This is a genomic window from Mycolicibacterium aichiense (genome assembly GCF_010726245.1).
Lineage (GTDB): Bacteria > Actinomycetota > Actinomycetes > Mycobacteriales > Mycobacteriaceae > Mycobacterium > Mycobacterium aichiense.
Window position 1 is genome coordinate 1,652,113 of the sequence record NZ_AP022561.1, and the last position, 21,205, is coordinate 1,673,317.

Genomic DNA, 21,205 nt, shown 5'->3' on the forward strand with positions numbered 1-21,205 from the left:
TGGGTATCGGTGCGGCACTGGCCTCGTCGACGGCTGTCGCATGGGCAGACTCTGACGACTCCGGTGGCACGCGCCCGGCAGCCTCCTCCGCGCGTGGCCACGCGGCTGGTCCGAGTGCGCCGCGAGCAACCAAGCCAGCCCCCAAGTCGGTGCCCAAACGATCCACTACGACGCAAAAGGTGACGTCGGCGGTGGCGAAGTCGACTGCCCGGGCTGCCGCCGCTGATCCCAAAGAGCCGGTGAAGTCCGCGGAACTTGCCCTGGCCACCGTGGTCGGCGCGCTGGAAACCTCAGCTCCGCAAAGCAGGTCCGCCCGCGCCGCAGCCGCGGAACCGGTCGCAGCCGTAACCACAACGAATGCCTCGGCGGTGGCGCATATTTCGGCACCGACGAATTTGACCGCGGTTTTTCAGCAGCTGGTCTACACCCCGCTGCACGTCATCGTGCAGGCCTGGATCGCCAGTGAGATCGGCCGCCAGGTCGACGACTTCATCAACTCCGCTGCCGGGTCCTACGTGATCGGCAACGGCGCCGATGGCACCGATGCCAACCACAACGGGGGAGCCGGCGGGTGGCTTCTCGGCGACGGCGGCGCCGGATGGAACAGCACCGAGGCCGGCGTAGCAGGAGGCGCAGGTGGTCGAGCCGGCGCACTGGGTAATGGCGGAGCCGGTGGAACCGGCGGTGCAGGGGCTGACGGCGGCGCGGGCGGTGCCGGCGGGCAGCTCATGGGAGTCGGCGGCGCAGGCGGTAACGCCGGCGCCGCTGTGGTCGGCGCCGTCGGTGGACGCGGGGGTGCCGGCGGCGATGCAACGGGCCTGATCTTCGGCGTCGGTGGACACGGTGGCGTCGGCGGTGACGGGACCGACGGCGGACGGGGCGGTAACGGCGGCAACGGCGCGACGTTCCTCGGCAGCGGCGGCGACGGTGGCAATGCGGGCAAGAGCGGCGTGGGCGGAGCCTCTGTGGGTTTACCGGCGCTCGGCGGCGCCGGCGGCTCCGCGGGCTGGCTCGGAAACCATGGCGCTGTCGGCAACTCGGGTGCGCAAGCCGCAGCCGCGCCCGCCACCGGCTCGGTACCGCCGCTGTCGCAGATCGGTACCTGGCTCACCAACGGTGCCGGGCAGGCCGTCCTCCTGCACGGCGTCAACGAGGTGTACAAGCTGGCGCCATACGAACCGTCCGCCAGCGGCTTCGACGAGCAGGACGCACAGTTCCTGGCCGACAACGGATTCAATGTGGTCCGGCTGGGCGTCATCTGGGCCGGTGTGGAGCCGCAGCCGGGAGTGATCAACACCGCGTACCTCGACTCGATCAAAGCCACCGTCCAGATGCTGGCCGACCACGGCATCTACACCGTCATCGACATGCACCAAGACCTCTACAGCGGCACGTTCTATGGCGAGGGTGCCCCGGAGTGGGCATCCGACGGCGGGGGACGGCCCAACAAGAATTCCGGGTTCCCCGGCAACTACTACGTCAACGGTGCTCTCGGACATGCCTGGGATGCGTTCTGGGGCAACGCCGATGCGCCGAACAATATTGGGCTGCTGGACAATTACGCGCTGAGCTGGCAGCACGTAGCCAGCTATTTCGCAGGCAATTCCGCGGTCATCGGCTACGACATCATGAACGAACCGTTCCCCGGCTCGAACTATCCCGTTGCGCTGCTCGGCGGCTCGTTCTTCGTCGCCCAACAACTGACCCCGATGTACAACCAGGTCACTGCCGCCATCCGTTCGGTGGACGGCACGACACCGCTCTACCTCGAGCCCCCCAATCCCGCGGTCACCGAAGTCCCGACCCTGCTCGGCATCCCGGTCGCACTGCTCGGCCGCGTTGCTGATCCGAACTACGTCCTGGCGTTCCACAACTACTGCGGCCCGATCGGTGGCGCGCTGTGCACCAAGATCGCCAATACGCTTGCGGTGCAAGCCGAGAACTATTCCAAACACCACAACGTCCCGGCGATGATGAACGAGTTCGGCGCCACCAGCGACATCGCCACGCTGACCAAGGAGATGCGCTCCGGCGATCGCTACTTCATGAGCTGGGCCGAATGGGCGTACACCGGAGCCGGTGACATCACCGGGTCGCCGGATGTCGAGGGGTTGGTGTACGACCCGACCAAACCGCCGGTCGGCGACAATGTGAACACCGGCAATCTGCTGACCTTGGCGTCGCCCTACCCGCAGCTGGTGTCGGGCACGCCCAAGTCCTGGTCGTTCACCAACGGCACCTTCACGTTTGGCTATTCCACCGCCAAGGTCGACGGTTCCGGAACGTTCGCCGAAGGTGCCCTGACCACGATCTCGGTGCCGGCAGTGGAGTTCCCGAACGGCTACCAGGTGACTGTGACCGGCGGCCACGTCGTCTCGGCGGACAACGCCGCCCAACTCGTCGTCGCTTCCGATTCCGGTGCGACCACGGTCAACGTCGTGGTGAGCCCCGCCCCGTAAGAGGCGCGCGTCACCCGCCGATACCCGACAGCATCACCCCGGTGGGATCGTAGGTGTGGCGAATGGCGTTGAACCGCTGCAGGTTCGGCCCGAGGTACCGCTCGAGCGGGTCGCCGCTTTCGGGGTAGTTGATGTAGCCCCCTACTGATGCCGATCCCAGCGCCTGGTGTGCTGCGGTGAGCCAGTCGGCTGCCGCATCGGAGCGGGCCTCGGTGTACCACTGAACGGAGGCCGCCTGCCGCCGCCATGGGAAGGCGCTTGCCGCCGGATCGACGTCGCCGACCGCCCCGGACAGCGACTCCACCACAGCCGTTGCCGAACCCGCGCCGGCCGGCCATGCCGCCATCGCGGTGACGATGGATTCCGCTGCCGCCGAGGTCATTTCGCCGATGATGTCGGAGCCCGCGACAAACGCGCGCGGCACTCGGGCGGCGTCGCCACCTTCGAAGTAGTGCACGAAGTCCATCCGTGCCAGCGTGCGGGTTCGGATCGACGATGCCGATGACCCGGCTGCGGCAACCATGTCCCCGGCGACCGCGGGCCCGCGGCCCGGCGGCGTTGCCAGGATGACCGTGCAGCGGCCGGGGCCGTCCCCGACGGTGATGTTGACCATGCCCCAGATGTCGCGATCGGCCGCCTGCTGCCACCGCTGCCAGCCGACGATCACTGCGGCGGCGGCGTCCATCGGGAACGCGACAGTGACAACGTCGCGATCGGTGACGGGGAAGGTGCGAAACGTCATCGACGTCACTACGCCGAGATTGCCGCCCCCGCCACCGCGCAGCGCCCAGAACACATCGGGATGGTCGTCGGCGGAGGCCGACAGCATCTCGCCGCTGGGAAGTACCAGTGCCGCCGAGACCAGCGTGTCGCAGGTCAGTCCGTGCAGCCGGGCGTCCGAGCCCAGACCGCCGCCCAGCGCCAGTCCCGCGACGGCAACCGTCGGGCAGCTGCCGGAGGGAATCGACCGGCCGCGAGACGCGAGTGCGGTCTGCACGGAATCCAGGTCTGTCGCGGGAGACACCGTCATCGTGTCGCTGCCCGCGTCGACGCCACCGGGTAGTTGGCGCAGATCGATGACCAACGAGGCAGGGAGCGACGACGCACCGATGTAGGAGTGCCCGCCGCTGCGCACGCTCACCCCGATGTGGTTACTCGATGCGAACGCCGCCGCCTTCTGCACATCCGCGACGGAGGCAGCCGCCAGAACAGCCGCCGGTGCGGAGCCGTCGAAGCGGGAATTGAAGGTGCTCTTCGCCGCCGCATACTGCGGGTCGGAGGGCAAGAACAGCGAGCCGTCGAGTCGGCCGCGCAGACCTGCCCAGTCCGGCGGGCCAGGACTCGACACCGCGCGGGGTGTGACGGTGCGGCACGCGCCCAGGAGGGCCGCGCCCGCCAGCCCGCCCACTGCCCGCCGGACGAACTCCTGGCGGGACATCTGCGCCGACACAGGCGCAATGCTAGTGCTACTCCAGTACGAAAACCGGGATCAGACGATCGGTCTTGGTCTGGTATTCGGCGTACGGGGGGTAGGCCTCGACGGCCAGCTTCCACCAGTGCTCGCGCTCCTCGCCGGAGACCTCGCGGGCGGTCAGCGTCACGGTGGTTTCGCCGTCCTGGGCGGTCACCGTGGGATTGGCCTTCACGTTGAAGTACCACGACGGATGCGCCGGGTCGCCGCCCTTGGAGGCGACCATCGCGTACTTGCCGTTCTCCTCGACGCGCATCAGCGGTACGTAGCGCTTCTTGCCGGACTTGGCTCCGGTGGTGGTGAACAGCACGACCGGGCGATCCATGATGTGGACGCCCTCGGTGGTGCCTTGCTTCAGAATCTGTTCGGTCTGCTCCCGCACCCAATCAGTGGGGCTCAACTCCGCGTTCTCAGTCATGGACCGCTCAACTCCTCTCGTAGGTGGACTATTCCCTCATCTTGGGCGCGATAACCGGCGCTGTGCGCCGGAAATCGCGCCGGATCACGACGGCGGGCCGGTGCAATAGGTCCGTGGCGGCATGGTCCAGATGAGTTGTTTCGTGCCAGGTGGGCACAGATCGAAGTCGGCCGCGTCCGTGCGCTTGACCACTGTGAAGTCGGCGGAGGTGTCGGTGCAGTCGACGGGCTCGAGGGTGTTGCCGCGGTTGGGGTGGCCTGCTGATGGGGTGCCTTGGATTGCCGCGTAGCACTGGCCGGTCTGGAGGTTGGGCAGGAAGCAGACGGCGTACGCGTCGTTGGTCCAGCGCGCGAAGTTGGTGTCGGCCCGCTTTCCATCCGGGCATTTCGCATCCTGCACGCCGGCGCTGACGACTTCGAAGACGCCCCGCGGGTCGCTGCAACTGATGATGTCCTTGGTGCCGATTGCTCCCGAGCCCAAGGCCTCGCCGGTGATGCACTGCCCGATCTTGACTGGGGGAGCAAACTTTTCGGCTGCGGTTCGCTCGCCGGCCGAGTCGGCCACCCGCGCGACTGCGCCTGCAAGGCTGACGGCGATGAGGATGCTTCCCGCGATGATCAAGCCGCGGCCCGCGGTCTGCCGCTGCGGCGGCATCGGTGGATAACCCGGTGGCGGGTAGCCCGGTGGGGGATAGCTCGGTGGGGCGTAGCCAGGTGGCGGGTAACCCGGAGGCGGGTAGCCCGGCGGTGGGTAGCCGGCAGGGTAGGGCGGCTGCGTGCGGCGGGCCTTGGACCGATCACGCAGACCGAGGACCAGCAGCAGCACTCCGACCGCGGGAATCAGCAGCGTGAACATCAGCTCGCCGATAAGCAAAAATGGCCTGCCGTCGGCAAGCAGCGCAGTAGAGGCCGAGTAGCTGAACAGGGTCACTGATCGTTGACTCTAGTCCCGATCGGATTAGCCTGCGGGCATGACCGTTGATACCGCGCGCGTGCAAGTGGCAGTCCTCGACGACTACCAGAACGTGGCGTTGACGATGACCGATTGGTCTGCAGTCTCCGGGCGCGCCGACATCACTGTCTTCAATGACCACGTCTCCGATCCCGACGAACTCGTGGCGCGGCTGGCACCGTTCGACGTCATATTCGTGATGAGGGAGCGAACCCCCCTGCCGCGCAGCATCATCGAACGCCTGCCGAATCTGAAGATGATCGCCTCCACGGGCCCGTTCAACGCCTCCATCGACATGGCGGCCGTCGACGACCACGGCATCCACGTCGGGACCACCGGCGGCACCGTTGCCTCCACGGTCGAACTGACCTGGGCTCTCATTCTGGCCGGCGCCCGGAATCTGGTCACCGAGGCGCGGTCGGTGCGCGACGGAGGCTGGCAGACCGGGGTGGGCCGTGAGCTGTCCGGACGGGTTCTGGGCGTCCTCGGGTTGGGCCGCATCGGTGCCCGCGTCGCCCGCATCGGCGAGGCGTTCGGCATGGACGTCATCGCCTGGAGTGAGAACCTCACCCCGGAGGCGGCCGCCGAGGCCGGGGCGACCTATGTCGGCAAGGACGAGCTGTTCAGCCGATCGGATGTGCTGACGATCCACATGAAGCTCAGCGAGCGTTCCACCGGCCTGGTCGGTGCGGCCGAGTTGGCGCAGATGAAGCCAACGGCATTGCTGGTCAACACTTCTCGGGGCCCGATCGTGGACGAGGCGGCGCTGGTCCACGCGCTGGGATCCACCACCATCACGGCCGCGCTCGACGTCTTCGACACCGAGCCGCTTCCGGACGGGCATCCGCTGCGCACCCTGGACAACGTCATCGCCACCCCGCACATCGGCTACGTCGCCGACCGCCCGTACCGCATCTTCTTTCGCGATGCCGTCGCCGCCATCGGGGAGTGGCTCGACCGCAATCAGTAGGCGTTCGGATCCTGCTGAACGGCCGGCGGCACCGGGTGCTGGTAGAGCCGCGACGCGTTCTCCCATGTCACCTTGCGGATGATGTCGTCGGGCAGCCCGCTGATCTGTTCGCGGATGGTGCGCTGGGTGTGCGGCCACGTCGAGTCGCAATGTGGGTAGTCCGCTTCGAGCATGATGTTGTCCGCTCCGATCCGGTCGTACTGCACGAACGACGACTGGTCCTCGACCGCGCAGAACCGGAAGTTGCGGGTGAACACCTCCGCCGGCGTCAGCGTCTCACCGAGGCGCTTCCAGGTCCCGTACATCTCGTGGTAGCTCAGCATGTGGTCGAGGCGGTCCAGCAGTCCCGCCACCCAGCCGATCCCGCCCTCCGACAGGCAGATTCGAAGGTCTGGATACCGCGTGCAGACTCCCGAGTACAGCCAGTCGACGGCCGCGCTGATCGCGTAGGCGAAGAACAGCACACCCGGCACGTCGGGCGGGGCGTCATCGGTGGTCGACGGCGAGGTTCCCGACGAGCCGATGTGCAGGTTCACCACAGTGCCCGTCTCCGCGCAGGCGGCCATCATCGGCTCCCAGTAGCCCGAGTGGATGGTCGGCAGCCCGAGCAGCGCCGGATTCTCGCTGAATGTCACGGCGTGGAACCCGCGTTCGGCGTTCTCGTAGATCATCTGTGCGCCGACGTCGGGGTCGAGTAGCCAGGGCAACTGGCAGGGGATGATCCGGTCCGGGTAGGCCCCGGCCCACGCTTCGATGTGCCAGTCGTTCCAAGCCCGCACCGACGCCATCGCCAGGTCCCGATCGGTGGTCACCTGCTGCAGCCGTTGGCCGGCGAAGCCCGGCAGGAAGGACGGGAAGTTCAGCGACGCGTACACGCCGTTGACGTCCATGTCCTTGACCCGGGCATGGATGTCCCAAGCGCCGCGGCGCATTTCGTCGAACCTGGCGGGCTCGAAGCCGTACTCCGACACCGGCCGGCCGACCACCGCATTGAATCCGACGTTGGGTAGCGACTTCCCGTCGTACATCCAGGTCTGGCCGCCGTCCTCGGTGTCGACCACCCGCGGCGCCTGGTCGGCGAACTTGCGCGGCACCCGGCCCTCGAAGGTGTCCGGTGGTTCGACGATGTGATCGTCGACCGAGATGACCGTGTAGAACCGTTCGGCGCGTTCAGGTTCCGGCAGAAATGTCACGGTCCGGTCGGCGCCGGTCTTGGCGGTGGTGAAGCTCAGATTCGACTGCAGATCCTCGATGGAAGCCATGGCAGAGTCCCTTTCAGTCCAACACGCCGCGGTCGGCCTTGATGGTCATGCGCGCCGCGCCGGCCCAGTACACGTCGGCGGCACGTTCGATCAGCGACGCCTGCATGCCGACCAGGTCGCCGTGATTCATCTTCGACGGCTCGCGCCCGCTGACCAGCACGTCGTAGGCCAGTCGGCACACCCGTTCGATGGACACCGCCCGGTAGACCGCCGCGGCCAGATCGTGCCCGGTGGCGATCACGCCGTGGTTGGCCAGGATCACCAGGTTGGCCGACCCGATCTGGCCGGCGAGTTCGGCTGCGCGCCAGGGAGCGTCGATCTCACCGTCGTACTTCTCCACCAGATACATGTCGTCGAGGAACAGCGCCCCGGTCTGGTGGACGAGTTCGGGCAGCATTCCCAGCGCGGCGATCAGGCTGACGTAGTACGGGTGGTTGTGAATCACCACCCGTGCGTCGGGTCGCTGCCGGTGGATCTCGGTGTGCAGGTGGATGGCCGGGGTGACATCCCAGCGGCCGCGGACCACGTGCCCGTCCTCGTCGACGACGCAGATGTCGGATGCGGTGAGCTCCTGCCACCACAGCCCCCACGGGTTGACGTACATCTCGGAGCGAGGCCCGTCAGGTTGCCAGGTGATGTGGCCGGCCATGTTCTCCGCGAAGCCGATGTCGGCGAGGTGGCGAAACGCGATCGCCATCTTCTGCTCGTCGGTGAGGTCGACACCGATGGGCGGCACTGTCGAGGGCGCCCATACTCCCAGGCCGCCCCGGCGCACTTCCGGTGTGCTCATGATTGCTCCAGTATCGATCGAATATTCTCGCGGAGTTGGCCTTTGGCGATTTTGCCGCCGGACGACCGCGGCAACTCGTCGAGTACCTCGAGCCGTTCAGGCAGCAGCTCTTTGGAGACTCCCTGACGCAGCAGGTGTTCGACGAGGTCGGTGAGCACGAGCGTGTCACCGGGATTCTTGAGTTCGGCGAACACGCACACCCGCTCCCCGAACAGGGGATCGGGCATGGCCACGGCGGCGGCCACCGCGATGGCAGGGTGGCTGGCCACGACCTCTTCCACCGCGACCGCGCTGATGTTTTTGCCGCCGCGCAGGATGAAGTCCGAGGTTCGTCCCGCCAGTACCAGGTAGCCGTCGTCGTCCAGCTCGCAGATGTCGCCCATCCGCATCCAGCCGTCCTTGGTGTACAGCTTGTCGTGATCGGTGCCGCCCAGGTAGCCGAGGCTGAGCGCAGGTCCGCGGCAAGCAGGCTGTCCCCGACCGGATTTCGTGACGTCGTCATCGCCGTCGAAGAGCCGGACCTGCATCTCGGGCACGATGCGTCCGGCGGTCCGCAGCCGATGGTGTAGTGAGTCGTCGACAGTGGTGGCGCTGAGCATGCCGGTCTCGTTGGAACCGTAGAACTGCAGGATCGTGACACCGGTCAGTTCCTCGAACTGCGCAGCCTGGGTGTACGGCAGAGGCTCACCGCCGGTGAACACCACCCGCAGGCTGGACAGGTCATGCTCGCGCGAGGCGTCGTTGGCCAGGATCATCATCAATTGCGTACTCACACAGCACAACACGGTCGCTCGGTGGCGTTCGATGGCGGCGCACGTCGCCGCGGCGTCGAACCGCTCGATGCGCACGGTGGTCGCCCCGAGGTAGATGGGTGTCGTGTGGGAGGTCCAGATCCCGAAGCCGAACGGTGTCGGGATGACGGGGAGAAAGATGTCGTCGGCGGTCAGTTCACCATTGGCGACCGCTTTCTGGTGGAAGTAGTGCCATCGATTCTGGTTGTGGACTACGCATTTCGGCAGTCCGGTGGTGCCCGAGGTGGAATTGATCAGGAAGGCGTCATCAGGGCCTACTGGTGAGAGCTCGGCCATGGAACCCGGAGCGGTGTCGATGGTGAGCTCGCCGGCCCCGATTACCACGATCGGCACCGACACGTCGGCAGCGGCCTGCGCGGCATGAGCCGCACGCCCCTCGTCGCTGACCAGAAGCGACGGCTGCGCGGTCCGCATGATCTGCGCGGCCTCGCGGACGCCGGCGCGCGCCCCAAGACCGACGCTCACCGCGCCGCAGCGCTCGATCGCCACCAGCAGGACGTGGATGGCGATGCTGTCGCCGTGCCAGACCGCCACCCGGTCACCGGGCGCTATGCCCAGACGCTGGAGCCGCACGGCCAGGTTGGTCGCGGCGTTGTCGAATTCCGACCAGGTCAGCGCCCGGTCCGGGCGGTCGAGGGTGAAGTCGATGTACGCCGTCTTCACGGGGGAGCGCGCGGCGTTGCGGCGTACGCACTCGGACAGCGTCGTGTCCGTCCACCAGCCGGCGGCCCGGTACTGCGCCGCTTCGGCGCTGGTCGCGGCGGCGGGGTCGTCAGCCATTACCAAATCATATGAAAATAAGGACCGGCGTCAATGATCCCAGTGCCGCACCATCGCGGGGTCGACCATTCCCGCCGAACCGGGGTAGTGCTGGGCCGTGATCAGATGCGCGGCGGCGAGGTCATGAGCACGGCGAGCGTCGCCGGCCTCGATCGCGTCGATCACCTGCCGGTGCTCCTCGAGGACCGCCAGCCGCTCGTCGACGGGGACGATGCCGTCGTCGCTCACCCGGGTCGACCAGCCTTGCTCGTGCGCCGACCACAGCGTCTCGAGCGCTCCGGCCAGCATGATCATGGTCTGGTTCCCGCACAGGGCGACCAGCGCTTCGTGGAAGCGACGGCTCGCCGAAATCGCACGCTGAAAATCGTCGGCGGCCTCGACCGCTTCGGTGTGCAGTTCACGCAGTGCCGGAACGACGGTGTGATCGCGGTCGGCCCGTTCGGCGCACAACGCGGCGCACGCCGGCTCCATCTGCCGCAACGCCCCGCCCACATCCGACAGGCTCACGTCCTGCGAGCCGAGCACCAGTCCGATCGTGTAGGCGACGTTCGCGGCGTTGGGGCGGCGCACCACCGCGCCGCCGAGCTTGCCGCGCCGCACCCGCAGCAGTCCTTCGGCTTCCAGGATGCGCATCGCCTCGCGCAGCGACGGCTTGCTCACCGGGAACTCGCGCAGCAGTTCGTCCTCTTTGGGAAGGATGCTGCCGTCGGCCAGCTCGCCCAACAGAATTCGCCGCCGCAGTTGATCAGCGACCTGCTCGGCGAGGCGGCGGAATTGAATCGTTGGTTCTGACACGGACCGGTTCTCTATCGCGCTTGGTAACTGATGTGCATCGTACAAGCAGGATCGGACGTCATGTGGCCGGTAATGCGCGGACGGGCCATCACCTCGAACGTGAGGAATTCGCGTGGATAAGGGTCCAAGGTCACCGAGTCGTGGGCCGGGAAGACGGCGCAACCGGCAGACGTCGTCACGCCCGAGGCCCTCGACCTCGTCCGGGAAGCACTTCGAGACCGAGTGGCCCGCCATCAACAGCGCCACTGAAAGCGTATGTGGCACAACAGTATAAGGAGCGATCAATCGCAGGTCCCGCTGCGCACGTCCGCCGCCACGCGAACCGGCACACGCGTCGTGCCAAATGCCGCCGGGACCTGCGGCCGTGTTGTCGATGTGGTGACCTTCGGCCCTGTCTGCGGGTGTCCCCCCGTGCGAAGTTGACAGGTGTGGAAAAGGTGTTGTCGGGCAACGGCACTCGACGGTCTGGGCCCCACCGTATGCGGGAGCGGCGATCCGACCGCATGTGCGCGTCGCGAAGGGATAGGTCATGAGCATGCCCAAATACGTCCGCTTCTTCGAGGAGTTCGGCATCGCCGATGTGCCGTTGGTGGGCGGCAAGAACGCCTCGCTGGGCGAGATGTACCAAAAGCTGGCCGGGCAGGGCGTGCGCATCCCGAACGGTTTTGCCATCACCGCCGAGGCGTATCGCTACATGCTGGATGCCGCCGGCGCCTGGGGATCGCTGCATGCCGAACTCGATGAGCTCGACCCGGCCGACGTCACCGCGCTGGCCCGCAAGGCCAAACGTGCCCGGGAAATCGTCTACGGCGCCGGACTGCCCGATGATCTGGCCGCCGAGATCGTCGATGCCTACCGCAGGCTCCAAGACGAGTACGGCGAAGAGGTCAGCCTGGCCGTGCGGTCCTCGGCGACCGCCGAGGACCTGCCGACCGCGAGCTTCGCCGGCCAGCAGGACACCTATCTCAACGTCAAGGGCGCAGAGAGCCTCCTCGATGCGTGCCGCCGGTGTTTCGCGAGCCTGTTCACCGATCGCGCCATTCACTACCGCCTCGATCAGGGTTTCGACCAGTTCAAGGTCTCGCTGTCGATCGGCGTGATGAAGATGGTGCGCTCCGACCTTGCCTCGTCGGGGGTGATGTTCTCCCTGGACACCGAATCGGGCTTTCGCGACGTGGTGTTCGTGACTGGCGCATACGGTCTCGGCGAGAACGTGGTTCAGGGCGCGGTCGACCCCGACGAGTTCTACGTCCACAAGCCGACCTACCTGTCCGGGCATCGCGCGGTGTTGCGTCGCCTGCTCGGCGACAAGGCGGTGAAGATGATCTTCGTCGAGGGGCAGACGAAGTACACGACGCGCAACATTCCCACGCCCAAAGCCGACCGCGCCCACTTCTGCCTCTCCGATGACGACGTCCTGGAGCTGGCCGGCTACGCATGCACCATCGAGGAACACTACGGGCACCCCATGGACATGGAGTGGGCCAAGGACGGCCTGGACGGAAAGCTCTACATCGTGCAGGCCCGCCCGGAGACGGTCGCCTCCCAGCGCAGCATGACGGCGCTGGAGAGCTACGTGCTTGAGGGCCGGGGCGAGATCCTCGCCGAGGGCCGCTCCGTCGGGGAGAGGATCGCCTCCGGCACCGCCAGGCGGATCGAGAACATCACCCATCTGGCGCAGTTCCAGCCGGGCGAGGTCCTGATCGCCGACACCACCACTCCCGACTGGGAGCCGGTGATGAAGACCGCCGCCGCCATCGTCACCAACCGGGGCGGGCGCACCTGCCACGCCTCGATCATCGCCCGGGAACTCGGCATCCCGGCCGTGGTGGGCGCAGGCGACGCGACCACGTCGGTCCCCGACGGCACCGTTGTGACGGTGTCGTGCGCCGAGGGTGACTCGGGACGGGTGTACCGCGGTGCGCTGGCCTTCCGTGTGGACAGCACCGAAGTGGGGGACATGCCGCGGCCACGCACCGAGATCATGATCAACCTGGGGAACCCCGACCTCGCCTTCAAGACGTCCTTCCTGCCCAACGACGGTGTGGGACTGGCTCGGATGGAATTCATCATCAGCGAATACATCAGGGTCCACCCGATGGCCCTGCTGCACCCGGAGAAGGTCGACGACGCCGAGGCTCGTCGCACCATCGACCGGCTCACCCAGGGTTATCCTGACGGGGCCGCATTCTTTGCCGAGCGCCTCTCCGAAGGGATCGGCACCATTGCGGCCGCCTTCTGGCCGAAGCCTGTCGTGGTACGGATGTCGGACTTCAAGACCAACGAGTACGCCAGCCTGGTCGGCGGCGCGGGCTTCGAACCCTCCGAAAGCAATCCGATGCTGGGTTTCCGCGGCGCCTCGCGTTACGCCCACCCCGCGTATGCCGAGGGCTTCGCGCTGGAATGCCGCGCGATGCGGCGGGTTCGTGAGGAGATGGGCCTGACCAACGTCGTGCTCATGCTGCCGTTCGTCCGCAGGGTCGCCGAGGCGGACCTGGTCCTGGCGACGATGGCCGAGCTCGGTCTGCGCCGCGGCGAGAACGGGCTCAAGGTGTACGCGATGTGCGAGATCCCCAACAACGTGATCCTGATCGACGAGTTCGCCAAACGCTTCGACGGATTCTCCATCGGTTCCAACGATCTGACTCAGCTCACTCTCGGTGTCGACCGGGACAGCGAGATCGTGGCGTTCGACTACGACGAGCGCGACGAAGGAGTCAAGGAGATGATCCGCCTGGCTGTGGAGGGCTGCCGCCGCAACGGGATCCACTCGGGTCTGTGTGGCCAGGCACCGTCGGACTATCCCGACATGGCCGAGTTCCTGGTCCGCCTCGGTATCGATTCGATCAGCCTCAATCCTGACACGGTGGTGAGGACCACCGGCCAGTTGCTGCAGCTCGAGCAACAGCTTGCGCACTCGTCATGATCGACGCCGAATTCCTCTGCGTCCCATTGCCAATTCGTTGCCGAGGAGCTGTGCGGTGAAGTTGCCGGTCACTGTCGACCCCCGCTACCACGACGCGGTGATCTTCGACCTCGACGGTGCGCTGATCGATGACCCGCGACTGTTCGGGTCGATGGTCGAACTGGCGCGCAAGCTACGCCGCGGCGGCGTCGCAACGGCGGCCCACGGGTCCAACCCGCGCTTTCAGGATGTGTTGAAAGCCGCCGGGGTAGACGATCTGTTCGATGTCTGCATCGACAGCCTGGAGGGCGCCACGCGCCGACTCGGGGTCAGTCCGCAACGGGCAGCTGTCGTCGAGGACACCGACGCCGGGGTCAGTGCGGCTCACGATGGCGGATTCGCTCTCGTCATCGGCCTCGACGGAACCGGGGACGCCGACACACTGGTGCGGCGTGGAGCCGATGTCGTGCTGGACGACTTGGCCGACGTCGCGGTTCGGGCAGGGGACAAGCGCATCTCCGACCTCCCGGACGCGCTGGAAGCCTATGGTCAGCTCATCGGTGTCACCAGTGCCCGACAGTCGGTGTTGTTCCTCGACTACGACGGAACATTGGCCCCGATCGTGTCCGACCCCGCCGCGGCCGAGCTCGTCGACGGGGGAGCCGAGGCGCTGAAACTCGTCTCCGCGGTATGCCCCGTGGCGGTCTTGAGCGGCCGGGATCTCGCCGATATCCGGGACCGGGTGGGCATACCTGGCATCTGGTATGCCGGCAGCCACGGGTTCGAGTTGATCGCGCCCGACGGCACATATCACCAGAACGACGCGGCTGCTGCGGCCGTGGCCGCCCTGCAGGACGCAGCCGATGAGCTACGCGGAACCCTGGCGCACATTCCGGGCGTACGAGTGGAGCACAAGCGCTTCGCCGTGGCGGTGCACTACCGCGAGGTCGCGCCCGAACACGTCGGCGAGATCGTCGCCGCTACGCACCGGTTCGGACAGCACGATGATCTACGGGTGACCAGCGGGCGCATGCTCGTCGAGCTGCGGCCGGACATCGACTGGGACAAAGGAACCACGCTGGCCTGGATCCTCGACCGAATCGACGGGTCCGATTCGCTGCTGCCGATCTACATCGGCGACGATCTGACCGACGAAGATGCTTTCGACGCAGTGCAATTCGACGGCATCGGGATCGTCGTGCGGCACGACGAGGACGGCGACCGCAAGACCGCCGCGCATTTCACCCTGGCCGGTCCCGATCAGGTGCGAGCGTTCATCGAGCGGGGGTCTCGATGGCTGGCCTACAAGCTTCACGCGTCGGGCGAGGCCTGGGACTTCACCTTCGAGGGATATGACCCCCAGAGCGAAAAGCTCCGGGAGGCGTTGTGCACGGTAGGGAATGGCTATTTCGCCACCCGGGGCGCTGCGCCCGAGTCGAAAGCCGGCCAGGTGCACTACCCGGGCACCTATGCCGCCGGGGTGTACAACCGTCTCGTCGACGACATATCGGGCGAGACGATCGACAACGAGAGTCTGGTGAACCTGCCCAACTGGCTGGCATTGACCTTCCGGATCGACGACGGCAGTTGGTTCGACATCGACGCGGTCACAGTGCTGTCCTACCGGCAGACCCTGGATCTTCGGGGCGCAGTGCTGACCCGCGAGGTCCGCTTCACCGATGACGCAGGCCGCACGAGTTCACTGACCCAACAACGGTTTATCGCCATGCACATGCCGCACGTCGGTGCGCTCGCGACGACGATCGTCGCCGAGAATTGGTCAGGGGTGATCGAGGTTCGCTCGACGCTCGACGGCAATGTCCGCAACTCCTTGGTCGAGCGTTACCGCGACTTGGCCGACACCCATCTCGAGATGCTGGAGAAGCGCGAAATCTCAAGCAATTCGGTGCTTTTGGCGGTCCAGACGAACCAGTCGCGTATTCCCATCGCGATGGCGGCGCGTAGCACCGTCTGGCGCGACGGCGAGCCCGTGCCGGCTGCGTATCAGCCATTCGACGCGGACGCAGAAATCGGCCACGACATCTCCGTGCGGCTGTCTGTCGGTGAGGCGGTGACGGTGGAGAAGGTGGTGACTCTCTACACAGGGCGCGACGTCGCGATATCCGAACCCAGCGTCGACGCCCAGCGCCGGCTGAGCCAGCTGGGCCGGTTCGCGGACCTCCTCGACGGGCACCTGACCGAGTGGGTGCATCTATGGGAGCGACTGTCCATCGAGTTCGATGACTTCTCCGACGAATTGCGCATCCTGCGACTGCATCTGCTGCATCTGCTCCAGACGGTGTCGCCCAACAGTGCCGATCTCGACGTCGGGGTGCCGGCGCGCGGATTGCACGGCGAGGCGTATCGCGGCCACATCTTCTGGGACGAGCTGTTCATCTTCCCCGTGCTCAATCTGCGGCTGCCGATGATCACCCGTTCCCTGTTGCGATACCGCTACCGGCGACTGCCGGAGGCCCGGCACGCCGCGGCGGCCGCCGGCTATGCCGGCGCGATGTTTCCGTGGCAGTCCGGCAGCGACGGGCGCGAGGAAAGCCCACTGCTGCACCTGAATCCGCGCAGCGGCCGGTGGAACCCCGACTCGAGCGCCCGCGCGCACCACATCGGAATCGCCGTTGCCTACAACGCGTGGAAGTTCTACCAGGCCACCGGCGATCTCGCGTATCTGATCGACTACGGCGCGGAGATGCTGGCGGAGATCGCACGCTTCTTCGTCAGCAGAGCGAGCTACGACGAGGAGCGGGACCGCTACAGCATCCGGGGCGTGATCGGGCCGGACGAATTCCACTCCGGCTATCCGAACGCGCCGTACGACGGCATCGACAACAACGCGTACACCAACGTGATGGCGGTGTGGGTGATCATGCGGGCCTTCGACGCTCTGAATCTGCTGCCCCTGCCGAACCGCCTCGACCTGCGGGAGACCCTCGGTCTGCACAGTGCCGAACTGGCGAAGTGGGAGCAGGTAAGCCGCCGGATGTTCGTCCCGTTCCACTCTGTCCCGAGCACCGGGTCCGAGCCCGGTGGGGATGTCATCAGTCAGTTCGAAGGCTACGGCGATCTCAAGGAGCTTGATTGGGACGCCTACCGCCAGAAGTACGGCAACATCCAGCGCCTCGACCGGATCTTGGAGGCCGAGAACGACGACGTCAATCGCTACCAGGCGTCCAAGCAGGCCGATGCGCTGATGCTGCTGTATCTCATGTCGTCGGACGAGTTGCGGGAGATACTCGACCGGCTCGGCTACCGCTTCACGCGCGAGCAGATACCGAAGACGGTCGACTACTACATCGCCCGCACATCGCACGGGTCGACGCTCAGTGGTGTGGTCCACGGCTGGGTGCTGGCCCGGGGGAACCGTGATCGCGCCATGGAGTTCTTCCAACAGGTTCTGACGTCCGACGTTTCCGACATCCAGGGTGGCACGACGTCAGAGGGCATTCACCTCGCGGCGATGGCCGGCAGCGTCGACCTGATGCAGCGGTGCTTCACCGGGCTGGAGACTCGTTCCGGCCGCATCATCCTGTCGCCGCACTGGCCGGAATCACTGGGCGTGCTGGCAGTCCCGATTCATTATCGTGGCCTGCATCTGCACCTTCGGGTCAGCGGCAAGGGTGTGATCATCAGCGTGGATCCGCGCGACACCGGCCGAGTCGACGTGGAATGCCACGGTCGCGTCGTGGCGCTCACGCCGGGAAAAATCGTCCGATTCCCCGGCTGAGCGCCGGCGGTGCGAAGGCGGCCGACCATACCCTTCAGGCACGTCCGCCATCGCCGCCGGTGGCGGGGTTACTTGTGCGCGGGGCGCTTCAGCAGGAACTGAAGCCAGCGAACGTCGATCAACATGAGGTTCAACGTATGGGCCAAAATTAAGGTGGCAAGCGCGTAGCGGTAATACGTCGCTAAGAAAATTTGCCAGAGCGCCATTATTTTCGGTCTGGCCTGCGGTTCGGCGTGGGAGCGTGAGAGGGCGCTGTTAGCGGAAACGCTGCTCGACCGTTACTTCCCGGAAATCTCGCGGTGTCCGTGTACGGGCCCGCTCGACGCTCGACCAGTAGCTGTGTTCCCGCTGAGTCAGTTCGTTGTCGGTGATCGCGCCGAAGGCCGCCGCCTCGCGAGCAAACCGGGCCGCGGCGTCCGGCAGCGCGTCGAGGCCGTCCAGGCGGAAGCAACTCGGCGCAAGCGGGCCGAACAGGAGCGCGCGCCGCAGGTCCGGCCACCTCTCCAGCCGCGGCTCCACACCCGCGGCGCGGGCAAAGGTGATGGCGGCCAGGTTCATTCGAGTCTTTCTCAACCCGAGCGAGCGGCACGCGGCGACCGCCTCGCGCTGGTGGGCATCCTCTGTCGCCGGGATGACACCGCCCCAGGTGTAGGCGATCCACCGGGCCTGCAGTTCCAGCGGGACGAAGTATCCGCCGGACTGATCCCACATACCCATGAAGGCCAGCCCCGGTAGGTCGGGGTGGAAGGTGTGCCGGTCGGTGTCGAACTTCCCGGCATCGACGTTGAGGGTGGCCCGAACATCGTCAGCCAGGAACGGCAGGCTCAGCATGAAACCCGTTCCGAACACGATGCCGTCGAACTCTTCGGTGTGCCCGTCACCGAACTTCACCGCGGTGCCGTCGACCGAGTGCAGCCAGGGTCGTATCGTGATCGCCCCTTCGGCGACGGCGGGTAGGTAGTTCTGGTTGAGCGTCACGCCGGCAGCGAAGAGTGACTCGGCGGGACGCGGGGCCCCGTACTGCTCGGGACTGCCGGCGGATTCGACGACGATCTCCTTGAGCTGGCGGTCGATCTCGGCGGGCGGCAGAGCCTCGTCGGCCAGCGCCCCGTAGCGGGTGAACATCCGGTGATCCGACGGCACGCCCGCCACGTACTTCGGCAGCACGTACCGCTGGCGTCGCTGAGTGACGACCACGTGGTGCGCGCCGCCCCCGGCGAGGTCGGCGGCGACCTCCAGGGCGCTGACCGCGCATCCCGCGACCAGCACGCGCTTGTCGCGATAGGCCGACGGACCGCGGTACTCATACGACGTGATCGCGCCGGCCGATCCGGCGAAGGTTTCCAGGCCGGGCACTGGCGGGACGAACGCGGTGTGAAACCGCCCGGTGGCGACGACGACTTTGTCGAAGCGTTCGTCGATGCCGTCGTGGCTGACGACCCAATGTTGTCCGGCCCGGGCCAGGGCATCGACCCGTGCCCCGAATCTGATCCGGGAGTTCAGGTCGAACAGGCGGGCGTAGCGATGCAGGTAGTCGAGAATGTCGGCGCCGGAGGGAAATACGAGATCGCCGTCGAGCGGAAGATCGCTGAACGCGGTCAGGATCCGGCTGGTATTGGTGTGCATACCCGGCCACACACCGCTTCTGCCGGGCTGCGCGGTCCACTGTCCGCCGAGGGCGGAACCCTGCTCGAAGATCGACGGTTCGAAACCCTGCGACAGCAGCCATCGCGACACCACCAGCCCGGCCGGGCCGGCACCGATCACCGCGACGGTCGCCGTCATGCAGCGAAGTCTTCCACGGTCCTGCCGTACGATCGCCTCGATTCACTTCCAGGGAGGCCGAAATGCGTGTTGGGTGGCGGATCGCGCGCTTGGCGAGTGTGGCTCTGAGCGTTGCGCTCGGGCTGGCGAGCCCCGCGGTGGCGGCCCCGCCGCCCACGCCGGGTATCGAGGTCGACGACGAAAGCGGCCGCTGCACAGCAGGTTTCGCCGCTCAGGACAATGTCGGCAACTACTACTTGCTGACCAGCGGACACTGCGATGCGCACGACGGCTCGCCGTGGACGTACGGTGAGGACGACACTCGGCTGGGGACCATCAGTGCGAGCGAGGTGAACGGCGACAAGCGGGACGCGGCCATCATTCGCCTCGACCCCGACGTGGGCGCACCCAATGGCGACGTCGGCGGCCGGTATTCCGTGCGGGACGTGCTGGGCGCCAGCCAGATTCGCGCCGGGATGCCGTTCTGCAAGGTTGGCGCCGTCACCGGGGAGACCTGCGGTGAGGTCAAAGGCGTCGAGGGCGATGTCGTCGAAGCCAGTGTCTACAGTCTCGAGGGGGACAGCGGCAGCCCGGGCTTCGTCAAGAATCCGGACGGCACCGTCAGTGCGGTCGGCATCTTGATGTCCTCGCCCGACGGCGACGACTACACGACCTACTTCACCCTCGTGCAGCCCTTGCTGGCCCAGTGGGGGTTGCGGATTCTGCCGTGAATCAGGCCGGCTGGCCGTACACCGCCACGAGAACCGAGCGGTCCAGGCTGTTGACCGACCAGACACCGATCGCGGTGTTGGCGCAGTTCGACATGATCGCGAAAGCAGCCGGGTCGTTGTACCACTGGTTGATGACGTCGAGGTTGTTGATCGCCAGCGCGGGGTTGATCGCCACCGTCTGGGTGACCGTTCCGGTGAAACCCGCTGCAGCAGCACGGCTTTGCGGTGTGGAGCCATCCGATCCCAGGTCGCCGTCGAGTGTGCGGTTGTTGAGCACGTCGTTCGCGTGCCACTCGGCGGCCTGAGTCAGTGCCGGGTTCTTTGTGATATCGGTGGAGCATCCGGCTTGGTGCTGAACGGTGTAGACGTTGGCCACGACGCCGTTGTTGAGGCGGGTGTTGTCGGCGTGCGCGGCCGGTGCGACGGCGGTGGCCAGCACGGTGGCGGCGCCGACCGCGGTGGCGGTGTGGATCATCCGATGGTGCAAGGCTCGTTCCTTCCTAGGTGGACGGCACGTAGCCGGCAGCGGATTGGCGCAGCTGCCAGATGGCGGCGGGGCAGAGTTCCTGCGCGGACTGGCTGATCAGATAGGACGCCTGGAACTCGTCGGTCGTGGAGAAGTCGGTCTTGATGGTGTTGACCAGCCGGCCGTAGCTGACCCCGGAATTGATTTGATCGCACACCCCGTAGCCGTAGGACAGCGCGGCGTCGGCGTTGGGGAAGTTGTACCCGGGCCGCACGGTGACGTTGACGAGGTAACCGATGTTGTCGGCGTGGGCGGGGTGCGCGCCGGTCAGAACGCCGACGGCGCCCAACGCGGCCAGGCTGCCCGCGATCAGCAGGCGGGGTACGGCGATATGCATGGGCATAGTGTGTCCCAAAGTTGATCGCCGCAGGTCGGGAACTGCTCACGATCCGGGCAATCCACGCCGGTGAATCACCTAGGTGATCTAGGATTCGGCCATGATTCGGCCGACGTACGTGGTCTTGACAGCGTTCGCGGTGGCCCTCGGAGGTGTCGCCGTGACCGCACCCGTCGCGAGCGCCGGGCCGCTGCCGCCGTGCACGTACACCCTCACGCCGCCCGTGGTCGGTCCCGGCGGGGTCACCGCCACCGCGGATCTCGCAGGATGCGGGCCGGGCGGAGGGCCCTATCTGGCGGTCGCGTGTCTACTGGGCACCGACGGAGTCACGCACTGCACGCAGGCGCACGGTTCGGATCCTGCGGTGATCTCCGTGCCGTACCAGCCGGGCTTCACCTATATCGCGACCGGCCGGGGATGTCCCGTGTGGATGGGGCAGAACGTCGCGCCGGACTGCCAGCTCCTCGGCCCGTTCACCGCGACCCTGTAGGAACC

Annotated in this window: 16 protein-coding genes; 6 read left to right on the forward strand and 10 right to left on the reverse strand. The window is 66.7% G+C overall.

The window, feature by feature from the left end:
* Nucleotides 1-191 precede the first annotated feature (191 nt).
* Nucleotides 192-2,459, forward strand: a complete 2,268-nt coding sequence (locus G6N32_RS29095; RefSeq protein ID WP_272871147.1) for a cellulase family glycosylhydrolase — start codon at nt 192-194, stop codon at nt 2,457-2,459.
* Nucleotides 2,460-2,469: 10 nt separating this feature from the next.
* On the opposite strand, the gene G6N32_RS08015 is transcribed toward G6N32_RS29095, so the two are convergent.
* From G6N32_RS08015 to G6N32_RS28550, 3 genes are all read right to left on the reverse strand, one after another.
* Nucleotides 2,470-3,909, reverse strand: coding sequence for an FAD-binding oxidoreductase (locus G6N32_RS08015; protein WP_115319137.1), 1,440 nt, complete (start codon nt 3,907-3,909; stop codon nt 2,470-2,472).
* A 16-nt stretch (nt 3,910-3,925) separates the two neighbouring features.
* Entirely contained in the window at nt 3,926-4,348 is a 423-nt protein-coding gene (locus tag G6N32_RS08020; RefSeq protein WP_115319138.1) for a nitroreductase family deazaflavin-dependent oxidoreductase, read from the reverse strand.
* An 84-nt stretch (nt 4,349-4,432) separates the two neighbouring features.
* Nucleotides 4,433-5,278: a hypothetical protein gene (locus G6N32_RS28550; RefSeq protein WP_115319139.1), complete on the reverse strand. Its 846-nt coding sequence runs from the start codon at nt 5,276-5,278 to the stop codon at nt 4,433-4,435.
* A gap of 40 nt (nt 5,279-5,318) precedes the next feature.
* Between G6N32_RS28550 and G6N32_RS08030 the strand changes: the two genes are divergently transcribed.
* Nucleotides 5,319-6,269: a D-2-hydroxyacid dehydrogenase family protein gene (locus tag G6N32_RS08030; protein ID WP_115319140.1), complete on the forward strand. Its 951-nt coding sequence runs from the start codon at nt 5,319-5,321 to the stop codon at nt 6,267-6,269.
* On the opposite strand, the gene G6N32_RS08035 is transcribed toward G6N32_RS08030, so the two are convergent.
* Genes G6N32_RS08035 through G6N32_RS08050 form a run of 4 tightly spaced genes read right to left on the reverse strand, consistent with a single transcriptional unit; the run spans nt 6,263 to nt 10,708 of the window.
* A complete protein-coding gene (locus tag G6N32_RS08035; RefSeq protein ID WP_115319141.1) occupies nt 6,263-7,531 on the reverse strand; it encodes an amidohydrolase family protein in 1,269 nt (422 codons plus the stop codon). The genes G6N32_RS08030 and G6N32_RS08035 overlap by 7 nt on opposite strands.
* A 13-nt stretch (nt 7,532-7,544) precedes the next feature.
* Entirely contained in the window at nt 7,545-8,321 is a 777-nt protein-coding gene (locus tag G6N32_RS08040; RefSeq protein ID WP_115319142.1) for a class II aldolase/adducin family protein, read from the reverse strand.
* A complete protein-coding gene (locus G6N32_RS08045) occupies nt 8,318-9,913 on the reverse strand; it encodes a class I adenylate-forming enzyme family protein (protein WP_115319143.1) in 1,596 nt (531 codons plus the stop codon). Before G6N32_RS08045 ends, G6N32_RS08040 begins: the two co-directional genes overlap by 4 nt.
* Nucleotides 9,914-9,943: 30 nt before the next feature.
* On the reverse strand, nt 9,944-10,708 hold the full coding sequence (locus G6N32_RS08050; protein WP_115319144.1) for a FadR/GntR family transcriptional regulator: 765 nt from the start codon (nt 10,706-10,708) through the stop codon (nt 9,944-9,946).
* Between the two features lie 529 nt (nt 10,709-11,237).
* On the opposite strand from G6N32_RS08050, the gene ppsA reads away from it, so the two are divergent.
* The gene (gene ppsA / locus G6N32_RS08055; protein ID WP_115319145.1) at nt 11,238-13,634 is read left to right on the forward strand and encodes a phosphoenolpyruvate synthase; all 2,397 of its coding nucleotides are present in this window, start codon (nt 11,238-11,240) and stop codon (nt 13,632-13,634) included.
* 55 nt (nt 13,635-13,689) lie between these two features.
* Entirely contained in the window at nt 13,690-17,352 is a 3,663-nt protein-coding gene (gene otsB, locus G6N32_RS08060; protein ID WP_115319146.1) for a trehalose-phosphatase, read from the forward strand.
* Nucleotides 17,353-17,607: 255 nt separating this feature from the next.
* On the opposite strand, the gene G6N32_RS08065 is transcribed toward otsB, so the two are convergent.
* Entirely contained in the window at nt 17,608-19,137 is a 1,530-nt protein-coding gene (locus G6N32_RS08065; RefSeq protein ID WP_115319147.1) for a flavin-containing monooxygenase, read from the reverse strand.
* A gap of 62 nt (nt 19,138-19,199) precedes the next feature.
* On the opposite strand from G6N32_RS08065, the gene G6N32_RS08070 reads away from it, so the two are divergent.
* Entirely contained in the window at nt 19,200-19,847 is a 648-nt protein-coding gene (locus G6N32_RS08070; RefSeq protein ID WP_115319148.1) for a S1 family peptidase, read from the forward strand.
* Nucleotide 19,848: 1 nt separating this feature from the next.
* Here the strand turns inward: G6N32_RS08070 and G6N32_RS08075 are convergent, their stop codons facing one another.
* Together G6N32_RS08075 and G6N32_RS08080 are read right to left on the reverse strand one after the other, a co-directional pair.
* Nucleotides 19,849-20,322, reverse strand: a complete 474-nt coding sequence (locus G6N32_RS08075) for a CAP domain-containing protein (RefSeq protein WP_115319149.1) — start codon at nt 20,320-20,322, stop codon at nt 19,849-19,851.
* Between the two features lie 25 nt (nt 20,323-20,347).
* Entirely contained in the window at nt 20,348-20,710 is a 363-nt protein-coding gene (locus G6N32_RS08080; RefSeq protein WP_115321003.1) for a DUF732 domain-containing protein, read from the reverse strand.
* A 100-nt stretch (nt 20,711-20,810) separates the two neighbouring features.
* Between G6N32_RS08080 and G6N32_RS08085 the strand changes: the two genes are divergently transcribed.
* Entirely contained in the window at nt 20,811-21,200 is a 390-nt protein-coding gene (locus tag G6N32_RS08085) for a hypothetical protein (RefSeq protein WP_115319150.1), read from the forward strand.
* Nucleotides 21,201-21,205 lie beyond the last annotated feature (5 nt).